This window comes from Halomonas chromatireducens (assembly GCF_001545155.1).
In the GTDB taxonomy this organism is placed as follows: domain Bacteria; phylum Pseudomonadota; class Gammaproteobacteria; order Pseudomonadales; family Halomonadaceae; genus Halomonas; species Halomonas chromatireducens.
On record NZ_CP014226.1, the window covers coordinates 1,541,035 to 1,555,751 of the forward strand.

The following is a 14,717-nucleotide window of genomic DNA, read 5'->3' on the forward strand; positions in this document are numbered from 1 at the left end:
TCGTGAGAGTTTCCGGCCGTTGGACTAGCCCGAGTCGCGCGCCATCTGTCCGCCTTCGCCATGGAGAGCACCATGACCGACACTGACCAGCCCCCTGCCACCGACAAGCGCCGCCGCCATGCCGTGGCCCGATGCATAGGGCCACTACCCCTGCTGCTCGCCCTGCTGCTGGGGGCCGCACCGGCCGCAGCCAGCTGCCCCGAGCCGTCCAGCACCGACCTGGCCGCCATCAAGGGCCATGGCGAGCATCCGGCCCTGCCTTCCGGCCACGAGGTGATCGCCGATGGCGTGGTGACCGGGGAGTTCCTCGGCCGCGAACGGCTGGACGGTTTCTATCTGCAACAGGCGACCGAGCATGGCCCTGTCGGCCTGTTCGTCTATATGCCCAGCGCAACGCCAAGCGACGCGGCGCTTATCGCTCCCGGCACGCACCTGCAGCTCCACGCCAGCACCGGCGAGTACCGCGGCCAGATCCAGCTGCAGCGGGTCGAGCGGATCGAGCCCTGCGCCCGCGACCAACTGCCCGAGCCGTTGACGGTGAACTGGCCGCTCAGCGAGGAGCAGCTGTCACGGAAGGAGGGTCTGCTGCTGGCGTTTCCGCAGGCCCTGACCGTCACCGGCAACTACGAGCTCGCCCGCTACGGCAGCCTTGCGCTTGCCGCCGAACGCCTGTTCCGCCCCACCAATACCCCCGGCGAGACCCAGCAGCGGGATAGCCTCGTGCTGGACGACGGCAGCTACCGCGCCTTTCCGACCCCCATTCCCTATCTGGATGCGGATGGCACCCGCCGCGTCGGCAGCAGCGTCGAGGGGCTGACCGGGATACTCACCTACGCCTTCGACGCCTACCGCCTGCACCCGACCCTGGAGCCATACTTCGAAGACGCCAACCCGCGCCCGGGTCCGCTGCCTGAGCCGGGAGAGCGGCTGCGGGTGGCGACCTTCAACGTCGAGAACTACTTCACCACACTCGGCCAGCGCGGCGCCGCCAACGCCGAAGAGCTGGAACGCCAGCGAGCCAAGCTCGCCGCAGCGGTTGGGGGCCTGCAGGCCGACATCCTGGCCCTGGTGGAGGTCGAGAACGAGCCACGCGCCCTGGCCGACCTGGTCGAACAGCTGAGCGAGCGGACCGGAGTCCGCTATCGAGCGGTCGGTGGGGATGCCAATCGTGGCAGCGATGCCATCAAGCTCGCCCTGATCTACCGGCCGGACCGGGTAGAAGCCGTGAGCGAGCTCTATGCCGACGACGACCCCACCCATCACCGCCCACCGCTGGCGGCCTTCTTCCGCAGCCTGGACGGCGGCCCCGCCTTCGGCGTCGTCACCGCCCACTTCAAGTCCAAGACCGGCTGCCCGCCCCGGGGCGATATCGACCGGGGCCAGGGCTGCTGGAACCAGCGCCGGGTGGAGCAGGCACAGGCCATGAACGGCTTCCTGGGCCGCCTCGCTGCCGCCGAGGGGCACGAGCGCCTGCTGCTGATCGGCGACCTCAACGCCTACGGCGCCGAGGACCCGATCCGCACCCTGACCCACGCAGGACTGGTCAATCTGATGGCCCGAAAGCTGCCGCCGGAGCTCCGCTATAGCTATGTGTTCCGCGGTGAGTCGGGCTACCTGGATCATGCCCTGGCCAGCCCCGAACTGGCCGCGGCAGTGACAGAGGTGCGGCCGTGGCCCATCAATGCCGACGAGCCGCCTTTCCTCGGCTACGACGGACCGGACAACGCAACGCCCCACTTCAGCCCCGACCCCTTCCGCTCCTCGGACCACGACCCGATCGCGGTGGATCTGGAGTGGCGTTAGGTGGGAGCTGATCTTACCCTGTATTCGTAGACACCGGTCTATGCGACTTTCCTGGCCTCGAGAAGGCCTCGGGACTGATCTTCGCCGTGGCCAAGTGCCTCGGCTAACTGGTCTGCTCGTCGCACAACATGTCGACCAACCATGCGGAAGGGGCAGAACGGAAGTTGGCGGATTCTGGACAGACAAACTAAACTAGACCAATTTAGTTTAGTTTATGAGCCTCAGGAGCCAAACATGGATATCGTGAATATCCACGAAGCCAAGACCCATCTCTCACGTCTGCTGGCTCGCGCCGCCCAGGGAGAAACAGTGGTGATCGCCAAGGCAGGCCATCCCATCGCCAAGCTGACGCCCATGGATGCCCCGGCAAGCGGTCAGAGTCAGCGCCTGGGCTTCCTGAAAGGCGCTTTCGAGATCCCCAAGGACTTCGACACCATGGGAGGCGACACCATCGCCGACGAGTTCGGAGGCGAGCCCACCACATGATCCTGCTGTTGGATACCCACCTGCTGCTGTGGGCGGCCTCACAGCCCGAACAGCTCTCCGAAGCGGCACATGCGCGGCTTCTCGACGAATCCAACGAACTCTGGTTCAGTTCGGCAAGCATATGGGAAGTCACCATCAAGGCCGGCCTCGGCCGAGAGGACTTCAGGGTCGACCCCTATTTGCTACGCCGGGGTCTAGCGGATAACGGCTATATCGAACTACCCATTACCAGCGGCCATGCTCTGGCCGTGCACCACCTGCCCCCCATCCACCGCGACCCTTTCGACCGCATGCTGATCGCCCAGGCGGAAAGCGAAGGCATCCTGCTGCTCACGGCAGACTCAACAGTGGCACGCTACCCCGGCCCGATCCAGTTGGTTTGACCCTCTCACCACTCCTGCCCCGCCCCCTGTTCCAAGGGATCAGCGACGCCGGCGTCCCAGGTCGATGTCATCGCGGTTGGTGGCCGCCCCGACGGCAGCGCCTAGGCCGCCACCGATCACCGCCCCCTTGGTCATGTTGCCGCCGGTCATGGCCGCGGTGCCGGCGCCGGCGGCCGCCCCCAGGCCGGCGCCACTCAGCGCTCGCTCGCCAGTGGTGGTGCCGCAGCCAGTGAGTCCCAGAGCCAGCACGCCGGTCAACAGCCCGATAGATAGCATTCGCATATCATTTCCCTCCCAACAGGGTTAATCGTGATCAATCATCCAGTTTGATTTCTTCGGCAACCGGGCGACCACCCGGTCTTCGGTATCCACCTCGACGCCTTAGCCGGGGCGCAAGTCGTCGAAACCGCGCAGCACGGCATCGAACTCGCGTGCCATGGGGAATCCTCCGGTTGCCGATTCGCTGTAGACCTTATACATCACCAGAAGGGAGACGGTTCATGTACCGGATAATGATCCACACTCTTTGAGAATTTCAGGCACTTGAGTATCGAAATGGCGACAGCTGATCGCATCCGGGTGGCGAGCTGTGAGGATGGTAGCGTAGCAGCTTGGGCGAGCCGCCAACCCGCAATTGGACGACGGACTAACCTGCAATTGGACGGCGACATAACCTGCAATTGGACGGCGACATAACCTGCAATTGGACGCTGACACAACCCGCAATTGGACGCTACAATAACCAGCAACTGGACGATGCTGGAGATCAGACATGGCCACGTCTTACCTGCCCCGACTGATTCGTGACCGTGTCGTGGAATCGCTCGCCGATACCCCGGTGGTCTGCCTGCTGGGTCCCCGGCAAGTCGGCAAGACAACTCTCGCCAAGCGCATCGAGCCCGAGCGGGCCTATTTCACTCTAGATGAACCCACCCTGCTGGAGGCGGCCCAACAGGACCCGCTCGGTTTCATCGAAGGCTTGCCGGAGCGTGTTACCTTGGACGAGGTCCAGCGGGCCCCGGAGCTGCTGCTGGCTATCAAATCCGTGGTGGACCGGGACCGCTCGCCAGGCCGCTTCCTGCTCACCGGTTCCGCCAACCTTCTGCTGCTGCCCAAGGCTCAGGACTCCCTGGCCGGTCGCATGGAGGTGATCTACCTACACCCTCTGTCCGAACAAGAAAAACGTATCAGCCAGTTCTCCCTACTGGCCAGCCTCCTGGAGGGGAATCTCTCCCCCAGGATGGTGGCCGACACCACGCCGCTCCCCCCTGCAGCGGAGATCATCTGCCAGGGCGGCTACCCCGAGCCGAACCGTCGCCCTCCCCACCGAGCACGGCAGTGGTACCGCCAGTACCTCAACGCCATCGTCCAACGTGACGTGAGGGACATCGCCGCCATCCATGACGAGGACGGGATGTTGCGCCTGGTGGAGCTGCTGGCCTATCGGACCGCCAGCCTGCTCAACGTCAGTACGCTTGGCAAGGAGTTGGGAATGGAGCGCGGCACGGTCGCCAAGTACCTGGGTATCCTGGAGCGGCTATTCCTGGTACGGCAGCTGCCCGCCTGGCACCGGAACCATGCTAAGCGGCTGATCAAGAGCCCCAAGTTGCACCTCATCGACACTGGCCTGGCCGCAGCCCTGACCCGATTGGCGACAGATCAGTGGTTGACCCAGGCCGAGCGCTTCGGCGCCCTGCTGGAGAGTCACGTGGTGGAACAACTGATGGCCCAGGCCACCTGGGTCGACCCCGAACTGCGCTTCTCCCACTACAGAGACAAGGATCAAGTAGAGGTCGACCTGATCATCGAGCGCGGCCAGGAACTCTGGGGCATGGAGGTCAAGCGTGCCGCGAGCGTGCAAGCCAAGGACGCCGCCGGCCTCGCCCGGCTCGCCGACCAAGCCGGCAAGCACTTCCGGGGAGGCATGCTGATCTATACCGGACGCCACTGCCTGAAACTGAAGGTGCCTGGCTGCTACGCCGTGCCCATCGGCATGCTGTGGGGAGAAGAACCCGGCCAGGCGATCTCCAGCGAGGCCGCATTGCGGGTGCTGACCGGCCAGGAGCCGTGAGTTTGCTCGGAGCAGCGGAAAGAGGAAGACAGGAAAAACATGGTGGGCCCAGCTTCACTCGAAAACATGCATTTAACCAACTGGAATTAAAAAACATTCTTCAATTTGTTTATTTGACATGCCCCCAGACATGCCCCCATCAACGAGCACCTGCTTGTTGCTACCTTGGGCTCTCTCTGTCACCCACACAATACGGTCTTTCGACAGCACGTGTTCACCGCTCCAGCGGTAGGCGCACAGCTTACCCTTCTCGGAGCCGCGGGAGTGGCCAATTAACATTGGCTTGTCTACTGGGTAGCCAAACAGGATGTGCTCAGGGACAGGCGCATGAAGTGCAATATGAAAGCAACAGGTGGCAATACACATTCGTCAGGTACAGAGAATACTTCTCAACCATCCGAGCAGTTTCACAAACGGTATCTGTCCATCACAGCTGTAGGTAAGGCCAAAAAAGTATTACGTCAGCATTAATATTTATCATCAAAACTAATGAGATACTCCATCCTGTCTGCCTCTATCGCCAAAACAAAAGCAGTGAAAATAAACTCTTCGGATCCAAGACTATGAGCTGGGTGAAAAGCACGAGCCACGAGGCACCCATCTGGACGGACCAGGAAGCCGACCAGATCCACGTTGCGGTTCCGGAGCAATGTACACCGGAGCAACTTGTCACGTGAGAGATGTTTGACCGCATCCGAGCCAGCCACCATAGCTTCAAAATAGCAGTATCCAGCCCAATAGCTCACACGGATACGATGCTTTCTACGCCGATCTTCATCAAATTTAAAAATTAAATCCAATGACTTCACTCGTCGCTTGATGGACAAATCACCGGCCCAGTGAAAATGTTCACTGAGGTAAGCATTCACCTGGGTCTCATTGATGGCTGGTAAAAGCTCATTCAGCGGCACTCTTTCTTGCCTGCGCTCTTCAGGGTGTCTGAAACGTCTGAACAGGCCTGCGATGTCGTCCTCGCAAGTGATATTTGAACCTCCAACAAGCATTTCCGCATCTCGAAACAGTTCGAACCCACCTTTCACGCGGATCGCATAGGTTCGGTATAAGGTGTCTCGGTATAGCGTGGCGAGACGCTCCAAAATCGATGGCGTGGTAGATTCGGCAAGGTTAATCAACTCGACCGCGTCCACTGCTGTCACCCGCAGCATCATCTCACCACTGGAGCGGGCTGCATCCAGGCGTATGTTGAATCGCTGGTGTTCAATCCCGGGGATATTCACCGACACCGGAACCCGACTGTCCAACCTAGCACCCACTGCGGATTCGATTATTGCCTCGATATGTCGCACGGCCTCAGCACGCTGATTGGTATCTTTCTCTATTCTTTTTACGAGTCGCTGATTCGCCTTAATTGTGACAGGCCGCGCATAGGGCGATTCCAATAGCTCCAGCAACTGATCTGGAATTTCGTTGCGGTTAGACAGTTCTTTGGAAGTATCTACGAACTCATCCATCGACTTTCCGGACCCCGCGATGTCGTGCAGAGACCCCATAAAGACGTTCAAGTTTTCACACAAAGCCCGAACCTGAATTGCTTCGATACTTTGCTTGACGAATGGAAAAGACACCTGAATGAAGTCATTCTCGCCAACGGCTAGCCCTTGATTTAGACCTAACAGCCTACGATGGGCAAGAGCCCCGACACGATCCACGCGGCCAGTTTTCTGCTCGATGCTAATTGGCGATGAGGACAGGCCATAATGGATCACGCTGTCGCAAAAAGTGTGTAGATCCTCACCTTCTTGGAATACGTCGGTCGATACCAGCAGCAGCGGATAACCCGGCATTCGGAATTTTCGCGCCTGGACGGAGCGATTAGCGGAGGTTTCTCCGTTCGCGCCAATGATCGGTGCGCTGGATGGTAGTTGATAGTTTAGCCATAACCGTAGCTCATCCTGAGTTTTGGAATAAACACCGGGCAGGTTGTTCTTGATTACCAAGTTCAGGTTGTCATTAAGAAGCACCAGCTCTCTGGCAGAGTTGAAGCCGACCTGAAAAAGCTGATCATCTAGCATACGGCATAGCGTGCGCAGCCATTCCTGGCGCCGGCTTTCATTGAGTTCGGCCTTCCCCAAACGCAAGCGGGCCAAGTATAAATCGATGAATGAATGACCACTGCGAAACGACTGGGCCACAAGCTGACGGTGAATCTCGACCCGATGGATATGCTCGTAGAGATCCTTCTTACCCCCCTTTAAGGCTTCGGCCAGGTCACCCGAGGAACTAAAGAAATATCGGGTTTGGTTGTTTTTTTGCAGATGGGTGAAGAAAGTAGGTGATAAAAGTTTCTGACGAAGCTCACCTATGCCTTCCGGCCGATAACCCCCCGCACGTACCAAGCGCTGGAGATAGGCCGATAGTTCGGCAAGGCCGGGCATTTTTGTATATTGTCGGGCCACTTCCTGCAGAAATGCCTGCTGTACGGCGAGGAACTGAGACAAGTCGTCGCCTTCCGGTACCGCGGCAACCGCAGCCAGTGCCTGATCCACGTGCTGCTCGCCCAGTTGATCGATTAAAGCTACCAAGTTCATGCCGAACAGGGTCTCGGCCACCCAAGTGGCCCAGTTGAACTCAAACAGCAAAATATTAGCGTTATTCTTTGAGATCAGCGACTTCTTCACCGCCTCAGGTGTCGGCCAGCGGCTGGACTGATCGGAAAGCGACTGGCTCAGCTCCTTGGCCATTTCGCCGCGAAAGAACCAGTTGAAGATCGTGTCGTTCTTGGGCGGCAGGCGTTCTTCCTCTTCTCCATCGGCGGCCGAGGCCTCGCCGCCCGAGATATCTTCATCCCTGCGCTTTCGTGCCTCGTAATAAACTTCCCAGACGCGAGCCATAAAGCGCAACTGATCGGTCAGACCAGCCAGAGCGTTGGCGATATGCTGCCTCATCCAGGCATCGTACTCATCGTCCAGCTTCTGCTTGAGCTCGGTCACGCTCTTGACCCGGCGAACGAAGATCAGCTGCTTGCGGCCTTGGGACAATGCCAGCCCGGCTGCTTGCCGCGAGACTTGGTCCATTTTAGGGTGCGGTAGGGACTGGCCAAAACCTTCCTCGCCAACGTAACTGTCGCGGATGGCAGCAATCAGGTGGCGATCTCTGGCATCGCTGTGGTTGCCAGGTATTTTTTCCCCGTCGAACTCCACGGGCCCTGAACGGGTGGTCTGAGCATAGCTCTCGAAAGAGGCCAGCAGCCCCATCTGGAATGAGGGATTGCCACCTTCTTTGTTCAATAGATCGCCGATGTGCTTCTGGACTAGTGCTGTAATCAACTTATGCTCGTCCGACTCGAAATCGATTTCGGCGCGCTCACCCTTGCGCCATTCCCTTCGATACATGTTCCGTGTATGGCGCTGCTCATGAATAACTAGCTCATTCAGACGTCTAACCATGAAATGCGCCATTGCATCTTTCAGGTGGGCTGTATCCTGCCAGAGCTCCTCATCGGGCAGTAGCTCCGCCTTGCCGACTAGGTTGAGTTGGTTGAAAAGGTGCGTCGGATTTAGATCGAATGGCGTAGCAGAGAGCAGTAGGGCCGCCTTCACTCGCTTGCGATAGGTCCCGCTCTCCTCCTGATTTGAACCAAGAATACGTGAAAGCACTTGATTTCTCGCACTACTTTCAAATGAGTGCTTCAGGTTGTGTGCCTCGTCGATGACTACAAGGTCAAAGGTAGGCAGCAGGTAGTTAAGGGCTCTGGCATAAGCCTTCTTGATGCATTCCTTCTTACGGCGCACATGGCCAAGCACTGTATCTGGCACATGCTCCCTCAGCTCGTCTAAATGACGCTTCAAACCGTCTTCATCGTCCCCCATGGCTATGCTAAAACTGGACATGCGTACGAAGATATCACCGTAGTATCCGGTGGTAGCTGCATGGATCAACTCATCGACATTGGCACAAGAAATCGACGGCGTACCTGCTTCGCCCTGGGGTGTGCGTATTCTGAAGTTATGTGTCTTGACATTGTTCTTGATGAAATTTGGGTGCTCGCGACCGTACCACTTGTCCTGCACGTTTCGGCTGGGACAGATATAGAGAACACGGTAGCCCGGATTAAAGTAACGCATCAAGGCGACCACACCAAGGGTAATATAGGTCTTACCCATACCGACCTCATCCGCTAAATAGCCCATCCCCACCTCGGGATGAACCAGCATATTTTGCAATGCCACCGCGCCTTCCAACTGGAGCTTTCCCAGTGTTTCGAGCTGGCGATCACCACCACTGAAATCCAGAAGCTTACCGGCAGTGGTTAGGTCAATCGGCTGCATAATTATCCTCATTAGTTTCAGGGCGATATTCGCGCAAGAACTGCTCGCGATACCACTCGAAGAAACGACGGCTGCGCTCAGCATCGTTGCCAATCAGGCTTAATTTGTCGTTATTCTCGATGATCGCCGCTTTCTCTAGGCATTCCTGGAGGTAATGGTCAACCTGGGGCCTGCCCTGGTATTCTTGGCGCTGGTAAATCTGGACCAGGCAAAGCAGAGCTAGATAGACCGTGACCTGCTCCAGTTCTCGGCCTTCCTCATACAGGCTTTCCAACAGGGTGGGGAGACTGTCCATGCCGCGCCCGGTGAGATAGTAGTCGACCAGCCCCAGGCGCTCATCTTCCCAGGCCTCGTCCATGCGTCGGCGCAGATTCCTGAAGGCATGAAACAGCTCGGCGTATTCGGCGAAAAACTGGCGTCCGCTTTCTTCGTGCGGCAGACTTCCTACGCTTTCGGTCAACAAGCCCATCTCGCGAAGCTGGCGCTGCTTGAGGAACTCAATAACCTGGTTCCGCCGCATCTGGCTTAGACCGGAATAGATCTGCATGATCTCCTGCGGCGACAGGCGTGGTAGGTCCAGCGGCTTGTGGGTCCAGTTGATTTGCTGAACCATAACCTCGAAGGCGGGCATGGCGATTTCATTGAGCGGCCATTGAACTGCAACGCGAATGAAGCCGCTATTTTTGAGCAGGGTTTCGATGGTCTCAGGCTTGCATGCGACTGAAACAGTTTCCGTGCTCACCCGGATATCGGCCACCTGAACCGTACCCTCCGGAGACAGGATGTCACAGATCAGCTCTTGCTCTGACTGCCGATCATCCAGTGAGGCGGTGAGCAGGCGTTGCTTCCAATCATATCTCAGCAACAGCACGGGTTTACTGGCCCCGTCTTCCTGACCCTCTTCGCCCCCCGGTAGCCGGTCTTCCGGGCACCATTTGTCCGGCATCGAACTGATTGGCTTCAAAAAGCTGGTTGGGGCCGGCAGTTTGGTAAAAAAACCAGCCTCTTGGTTGTCATTGGTAGCGCGGTGTGTGAAGTTCACCGAGCCCACAAATACCCAGGACTGCACACCGTTGTAAAGGTGGTAGATCTTGGCGTGAGTGCTGCGATTCACAGGGGTTTTTAGACCCAGCTTTTTTTTCACTTCCGGTGACCAGCTAGCCCAGCAGATCCCATCAACCTGCTCCAGCCGCTCGTAGTATTCTCGGTTACACAGTGCTTCTCCCTGGTCGTTTTCTGGCAAGAATATGTGTATCTCCTGTACGCCAAGATCGTTCAAAAAGTGTACGTGACCATCAAAGTCGGGGTTCTCGGCGAAATACGGAGAGATGATTTCCAAGGTCCAGTTATTATAGTAGCGTGACTGTTCGGCCAAGGCATTGCGCATAAACATCATGAAAGCAGGCCGATGTTTTTGCGCCAGAGCGAGGCTCGTCAGACCATAGTAGGAGATTGGTCGCGCACCTTTTGAACTTCGGCAACGCTTTAGAAACCGCTGGATAAGCGGTAGCGCCTTGGCCGGGTCGTCCGGAAGTGCTCTGCTCCGTGCTGATAGCCAGTCGACGTCGGCACGAAGCTGATTTAAGAAACGTAGATTTGGCCGTCCGCTGACGACACGCTCCCAGTGTTGACACTCAATGTTCTCCCACCAGCCGGCAATACTCAGGTTGGCCGAAGATGCGCCCACGCACAGGCTTTGCTCACCACTGTCTACGTTTTCCAGCAGCAGTAGCACCAGCTTTGCGTGAAAGGCTCTACGTTCGCCGCGTATGCCGTGATGCAGGTATTCCATCGACGGTGACACCGTACCCTGCTGGCGAAACAGATCAAGATCGTAAAATACTTCCAATGGCAGGCCGGCATCGGACAACGCCTCGCGTACTTGGATAGACTTGATCCGCTGGTCTGAGGAAAAAGCCAGCCCTTGTTCGAGCATCAGCGGAATGATTTCCTGTTCGAAGAATTCAGGCTCGAAGCGATAGGTGGTGAATACAGCCGCAACCACCTGCTCACTCTCCCCGATCTGATCCCGAAAGCCTTCTGAAATGGTGCTCAGCTCCATCTTCCTCTCCATCCTTAACGCCGCTCTTGAGCCGCAATGCGCGCGTAGGAGCGCAGGAAGTAGTCGTAATCCCAGTGAGTTTGCAGTTCCTCGATTGGTGGCAAATGAGCAGTCTCGGCCTTGACACGTACCCTTAATCTGCCACTAGAACTTTCCTCCACCCAGGCGGCCCCACCGCGCCCAGTCATGATCTTCTTGTTCATGTCCAGCAGACAGCGCAAGGAGGCGAGGGTGTCGCCACTACGCAAGCGGACCCGTAATGCTTCCAGATCCGAGCCATATGGAACCCCAGTCAAGTCCGGGCCCGCTGGCAAGTGGTCGAAGCGGTAAATGAGATCAATAGCGCTCGCCATTGCTTCCAGTGGCTCATCATCCTGGCGGCGCAAGTAATTGAACAGCGCATTGGCCAGGACCAGCAGGCGCTCGATCTGGCTAACATTTTCCAAGGCTTGGCGCAGCTCCGGGGATTTGGTTTGCAGGCCAAGCTTGGCGACCAGGGTACCCATCCCAGCCTCTTTCAGGACGGATAGGTCCAGCGCTCGGCAAGTATCGTACAGCGCCAATTGGCAATGGTGTTTGCCTGACCCGCGCAGCAGAGCTGCTATCAGTGCATCCCTGACTTTATCGGCACTAATGGCTCGGACGAAGCGCATGTTTTCACGTTCCAGATCAGCGATGGCCACAGCCTTTCGCTGGCCGCGCAGAAAGTCGAAGTACCAGTTCATACCTAGACCTTCACCTTGTCGAATCAGGTTATTCTCTATCAGACCGACGATTTCTAAACCTGTCTCGGTCAGCTCGCGCAAATCGCCACGAACCAGGCCAGTCTCGCGCAGGGCGGTGGAATACAAACCCCAGATGCCGTAGCTAACCTGATCGCTGAGGATCAGGCTTTTCTGGTCGGTCCCGATACTGATGGTCTTTCGATCATCACCCAGGCGCTTACGCACTCGGGTTATACCCATGATCTCGTGGTCATTGGCGCTACTGCGCAAATAGGCCGCTAACTGCTCGTAGCGAAGAAAATGCTGCTGCAAGACCTTTTGTCTATCGACAGGATTTAAATCACGGCACAGCTGATTTGACCAGTGAAAGCCCAAGAGGCCGACAGCAAAGATCTTCCAGGATGAGGTGATAGTGGTTAAATTGCCTACCACACGGCGACCAAAGTGGGTCCACACCATCTCAAAACCCAAGGGGTCACGAGAGCCTTTGGGACGAGCCCGGTCATCTAAGAGAGATAAAAACACTTCTTCAAACGCCCCTATTACCTAGTATCAAGGATATTCATGGGCAGGGGCATAATTGATGAATTTTATCTTATCAAACTATGCCAGGCTCCCACCATGAGCCATGAATTTGCCTGCTACACCCTATGTATTCCTTGCCACACCGCCGAGTAGACAAGCGCGAAACTGGGCTCTTAATGTCAGATTCACTCTCCCTCTACCCAGACCATGTTGTCGGCGGTTAGCTTGCCCTCACCCCGCCAGCGATAAGCACATAATTTCCCCTCAGCACTTCGCTGGGTACCACTAGCAGCAATGCTGTAGTCGAGGCAGGCAATGTACCGATTTAGTGGTTCCGGCTCACCAGTCATCCAGTAGTGGCCGACGAACAGCGGCTTGTCACCAGCGTAACCGGGCAAAATGTGCTCGGGTATCGGCGTATGAGGAATTGCTTCGATTTGGTCAGAGGGAACCATGGCAAGATCACGATATGTGAGATGCTCCAATTCCCACCAGCGGGTACGGATATGCTGGTGTGGGTTACCGTCCTTGTCGAAGAACTCGTAGCCTGACGGCAATCGTAGCTCAAGCCCCTTTATCGCTGTTTCCAGTGCATCAGAAGGCTTTTTGCCTTTCTGGCATAGCGTCGGCCAAGCATCCTCAAGAATACGTTGCTGCTGATCCGTGTAATCGTTCAGGACTCGCAGCGAAGGCGGATGCCAGCAGGCATGGATCACACGTAGCCCTTCGAGATCCAAGTGAAGCGGGAGGGTCTTGAACCAGTCAATATGCTGACGGTGGAGCTCGCTCCCCTCACCCACTTGCTCGAGATATGCTTGGTGCTGCCCATAATTCTTGTCGCTGTGGACGCGAAGGTACTGGTCAGGCTGCTGCGGATCGGGTGTTGCCCAGGCCACGGCATTGAACTCGTGATTGCCCATGACCGCAAGGGCTTGGCCGGCTTCCACCATGGCCTGGGCGATACGCACTGTCTCGACCTGTTGGGGCCCACGGTCAATGAAGTCACCGAGGAAGATCACCCGACGCTCAGGGTGCGACCAGAGGCCATCCTTCTTCTGATAGTCCAGCGCTGCCAACAGGCGCTCAAGGGCATCGGCATGCCCATGAATATCACCGATCAGATCGTACATCGACTCTCCCATTAAATCAGTCGAATTTGCTCTACCCTCGCCTTTTGCCGATACCATAGCAAGCTTATAAAGCTTGATTGCCGACCATGGCACATATGGCCTGATCTAGGTCTGTCAATTGAGCCTCGGCGACCAGTTCGCTTCCGAACCATTCCCGCAGAGCGGCTCGTAGAGCTTCAGAAGGTCCCTCCCCGTCGACCAAGTGAGCCGCCAAGGTAGCGGCCACTCTGGCGTACTCTTCAAAAGCCTCATTCTCGATACAACAAGTGCGCATGGGGTCATGCGTGAATAGCATCTGTGAAAGGCAGGGAGCCAGAATTTCTCGCTTTTTCAATACTTCCTCCCAAAGATTTGTCGAAATGCTTCTTTCAAGAGCAGGGCGGCTTACGGTCCAGTAGGCAAGAGGTTACCGAGCCAATGCGACACATTGCGTCGCAAGAAGCCTTATTAGCCTACCGAGAGATTGGAATCGTCCTGCCTACGCGATACGACACGAATTGTCGTATCGACAGATGACCATGACGCAAGTCTCACTACGAGGGAACGTCATGAGTCATATCGCAAGCTGTGCTTCAGTAAGCTGGACCTCATCCAATGTGGACGCCGCACAGGTAAGTGCTTGGCAGCAGGATCATCATGATTGGTTAGACACCAAGCCAGTCACAGCGGCCCTGGCCGAGTCGCTGCAGGTGGTGGCAATTAATGACGACCGCCTCGCTACGGCCACGACCGACGGTCGCCGCCTGATGATCAACCCCACCTGGAGCGCCTCCTTGAGCGAGTCGCAGCGGCGCCGAGTCCATGAGCATCTGGTCTGGCATGCGGCTGCTGGTGATTATCGACCGCATTACAGTAAGGACACGCACCGCTGGCATCTCGCTTGCGATCACTCGATCAACGCACAGTTACTCCAACTCGGAGGAGACATCCCACTGGACACCGTGATGTTTCCTGTTGCGGCCACCTGGCGGCGCGAAGAGGTATATACCTGGCTCGACGGTCACCCACGCCCAGCAGAGGAGCAAAGTCCAGACCAGCTGATATGGCAGGCAGGGGTTACCTCGTTACACGCTGATCTCACGGAGCTGGACAGCCACTGGCAGCAGCATATCCGTGCTGTCGTGCAGCGCTTCCTCGGCACACCGTGCTTACCGGATAGAGTCGCTGCATGGCTACTCGGTAACAGATGATTTACATCCACAATTCCCTTAGGCTGCACCTAACCGAGCTCAGCGACACAACA

General features: G+C 57.2%; 10 protein-coding genes. 5 read left to right on the plus strand and 5 right to left on the minus strand.

What is annotated here, in order from left to right:
• Positions 1-72: 72 nt before the first annotated feature.
• The 3 genes from LOKO_RS07235 to LOKO_RS07245 all read left to right on the plus strand — a co-directional run bounded on the left by LOKO_RS07235 (position 73) and on the right by LOKO_RS07245 (position 2,672).
• Positions 73-1,803, plus strand: coding sequence for an ExeM/NucH family extracellular endonuclease (locus LOKO_RS07235; RefSeq protein ID WP_066447004.1), 1,731 nt, complete (start codon positions 73-75; stop codon positions 1,801-1,803).
• 234 nt (positions 1,804-2,037) lie between these two features.
• The gene (locus LOKO_RS07240; protein WP_066447006.1) at positions 2,038-2,289 is read left to right on the plus strand and encodes a type II toxin-antitoxin system Phd/YefM family antitoxin; all 252 of its coding nucleotides are present in this window, start codon (positions 2,038-2,040) and stop codon (positions 2,287-2,289) included.
• Positions 2,286-2,672 (plus strand): type II toxin-antitoxin system VapC family toxin, encoded by a 387-nt coding sequence (locus LOKO_RS07245; RefSeq protein ID WP_066447009.1) that lies wholly within the window; start codon positions 2,286-2,288, stop codon positions 2,670-2,672. Before LOKO_RS07240 ends, LOKO_RS07245 begins: the two co-directional genes overlap by 4 nt.
• 39 nt (positions 2,673-2,711) lie before the next feature.
• Here the strand turns inward: LOKO_RS07245 and LOKO_RS07250 are convergent, their stop codons facing one another.
• The gene (locus LOKO_RS07250) at positions 2,712-2,948 is read right to left on the minus strand and encodes a hypothetical protein (RefSeq protein WP_410505377.1); all 237 of its coding nucleotides are present in this window, start codon (positions 2,946-2,948) and stop codon (positions 2,712-2,714) included.
• 496 nt (positions 2,949-3,444) lie between these two features.
• Here LOKO_RS07250 and LOKO_RS07255 point away from each other — a divergent pair, with 496 nt between their 5' ends.
• Positions 3,445-4,743 carry an ATP-binding protein gene (locus LOKO_RS07255; RefSeq protein ID WP_066447014.1) on the plus strand — a complete coding sequence of 433 codons (1,299 nt, stop codon included), beginning with the start codon at positions 3,445-3,447 and terminating at the stop codon, positions 4,741-4,743.
• Positions 4,744-5,210: 467 nt separating this feature from the next.
• Here LOKO_RS07255 and LOKO_RS07260 read toward each other — a convergent pair whose 3' ends face one another.
• The 4 genes from LOKO_RS07260 to LOKO_RS07275 all read right to left on the minus strand — a co-directional run bounded on the left by LOKO_RS07260 (position 5,211) and on the right by LOKO_RS07275 (position 13,474).
• Entirely contained in the window at positions 5,211-9,032 is a 3,822-nt protein-coding gene (locus tag LOKO_RS07260; protein ID WP_066447017.1) for a helicase-related protein, read from the minus strand.
• Positions 9,019-11,094 (minus strand): phospholipase D family protein, encoded by a 2,076-nt coding sequence (locus LOKO_RS07265; protein ID WP_066447021.1) that lies wholly within the window; start codon positions 11,092-11,094, stop codon positions 9,019-9,021. The genes LOKO_RS07260 and LOKO_RS07265 overlap by 14 nt, the downstream gene beginning before the upstream one ends.
• A gap of 14 nt (positions 11,095-11,108) precedes the next feature.
• Positions 11,109-12,278, minus strand: coding sequence for a hypothetical protein (locus LOKO_RS07270; protein ID WP_083517483.1), 1,170 nt, complete (start codon positions 12,276-12,278; stop codon positions 11,109-11,111).
• Between the two features lie 251 nt (positions 12,279-12,529).
• The gene (locus LOKO_RS07275; RefSeq protein ID WP_066447032.1) at positions 12,530-13,474 is read right to left on the minus strand and encodes a metallophosphoesterase; all 945 of its coding nucleotides are present in this window, start codon (positions 13,472-13,474) and stop codon (positions 12,530-12,532) included.
• 548 nt (positions 13,475-14,022) lie between these two features.
• Here LOKO_RS07275 and LOKO_RS07285 point away from each other — a divergent pair.
• A complete protein-coding gene (locus tag LOKO_RS07285; RefSeq protein WP_066447043.1) occupies positions 14,023-14,664 on the plus strand; it encodes a DUF2201 family putative metallopeptidase in 642 nt (213 codons plus the stop codon).
• Positions 14,665-14,717: the final 53 nt, after the last annotated feature.

What these genes read in the sequence shown, in the direction of transcription:
- LOKO_RS07235 (WP_066447004.1), top strand. Translation starts at nt 73, where the DNA reads ATGACCGACACTGACCAGCCCCCTGCCACCGACAAGCGCCGCCGCCAT.
- LOKO_RS07240 (WP_066447006.1), top strand. Translation starts at nt 2,038, where the DNA reads ATGGATATCGTGAATATCCACGAAGCCAAGACCCATCTCTCACGTCTG.
- LOKO_RS07245 (WP_066447009.1), top strand. Translation starts at nt 2,286, where the DNA reads ATGATCCTGCTGTTGGATACCCACCTGCTGCTGTGGGCGGCCTCACAG.
- LOKO_RS07250 (WP_410505377.1), bottom strand. Translation starts at nt 2,948, where the DNA reads ATGCTATCTATCGGGCTGTTGACCGGCGTGCTGGCTCTGGGACTCACT.
- LOKO_RS07255 (WP_066447014.1), top strand. Translation starts at nt 3,445, where the DNA reads ATGGCCACGTCTTACCTGCCCCGACTGATTCGTGACCGTGTCGTGGAA.
- LOKO_RS07260 (WP_066447017.1), bottom strand. Translation starts at nt 9,032, where the DNA reads ATGCAGCCGATTGACCTAACCACTGCCGGTAAGCTTCTGGATTTCAGT.
- LOKO_RS07265 (WP_066447021.1), bottom strand. Translation starts at nt 11,094, where the DNA reads ATGGAGCTGAGCACCATTTCAGAAGGCTTTCGGGATCAGATCGGGGAG.
- LOKO_RS07270 (WP_083517483.1), bottom strand. Translation starts at nt 12,278, where the DNA reads ATGGTGTGGACCCACTTTGGTCGCCGTGTGGTAGGCAATTTAACCACT.
- LOKO_RS07275 (WP_066447032.1), bottom strand. Translation starts at nt 13,474, where the DNA reads ATGTACGATCTGATCGGTGATATTCATGGGCATGCCGATGCCCTTGAG.
- LOKO_RS07285 (WP_066447043.1), top strand. Translation starts at nt 14,023, where the DNA reads ATGAGTCATATCGCAAGCTGTGCTTCAGTAAGCTGGACCTCATCCAAT.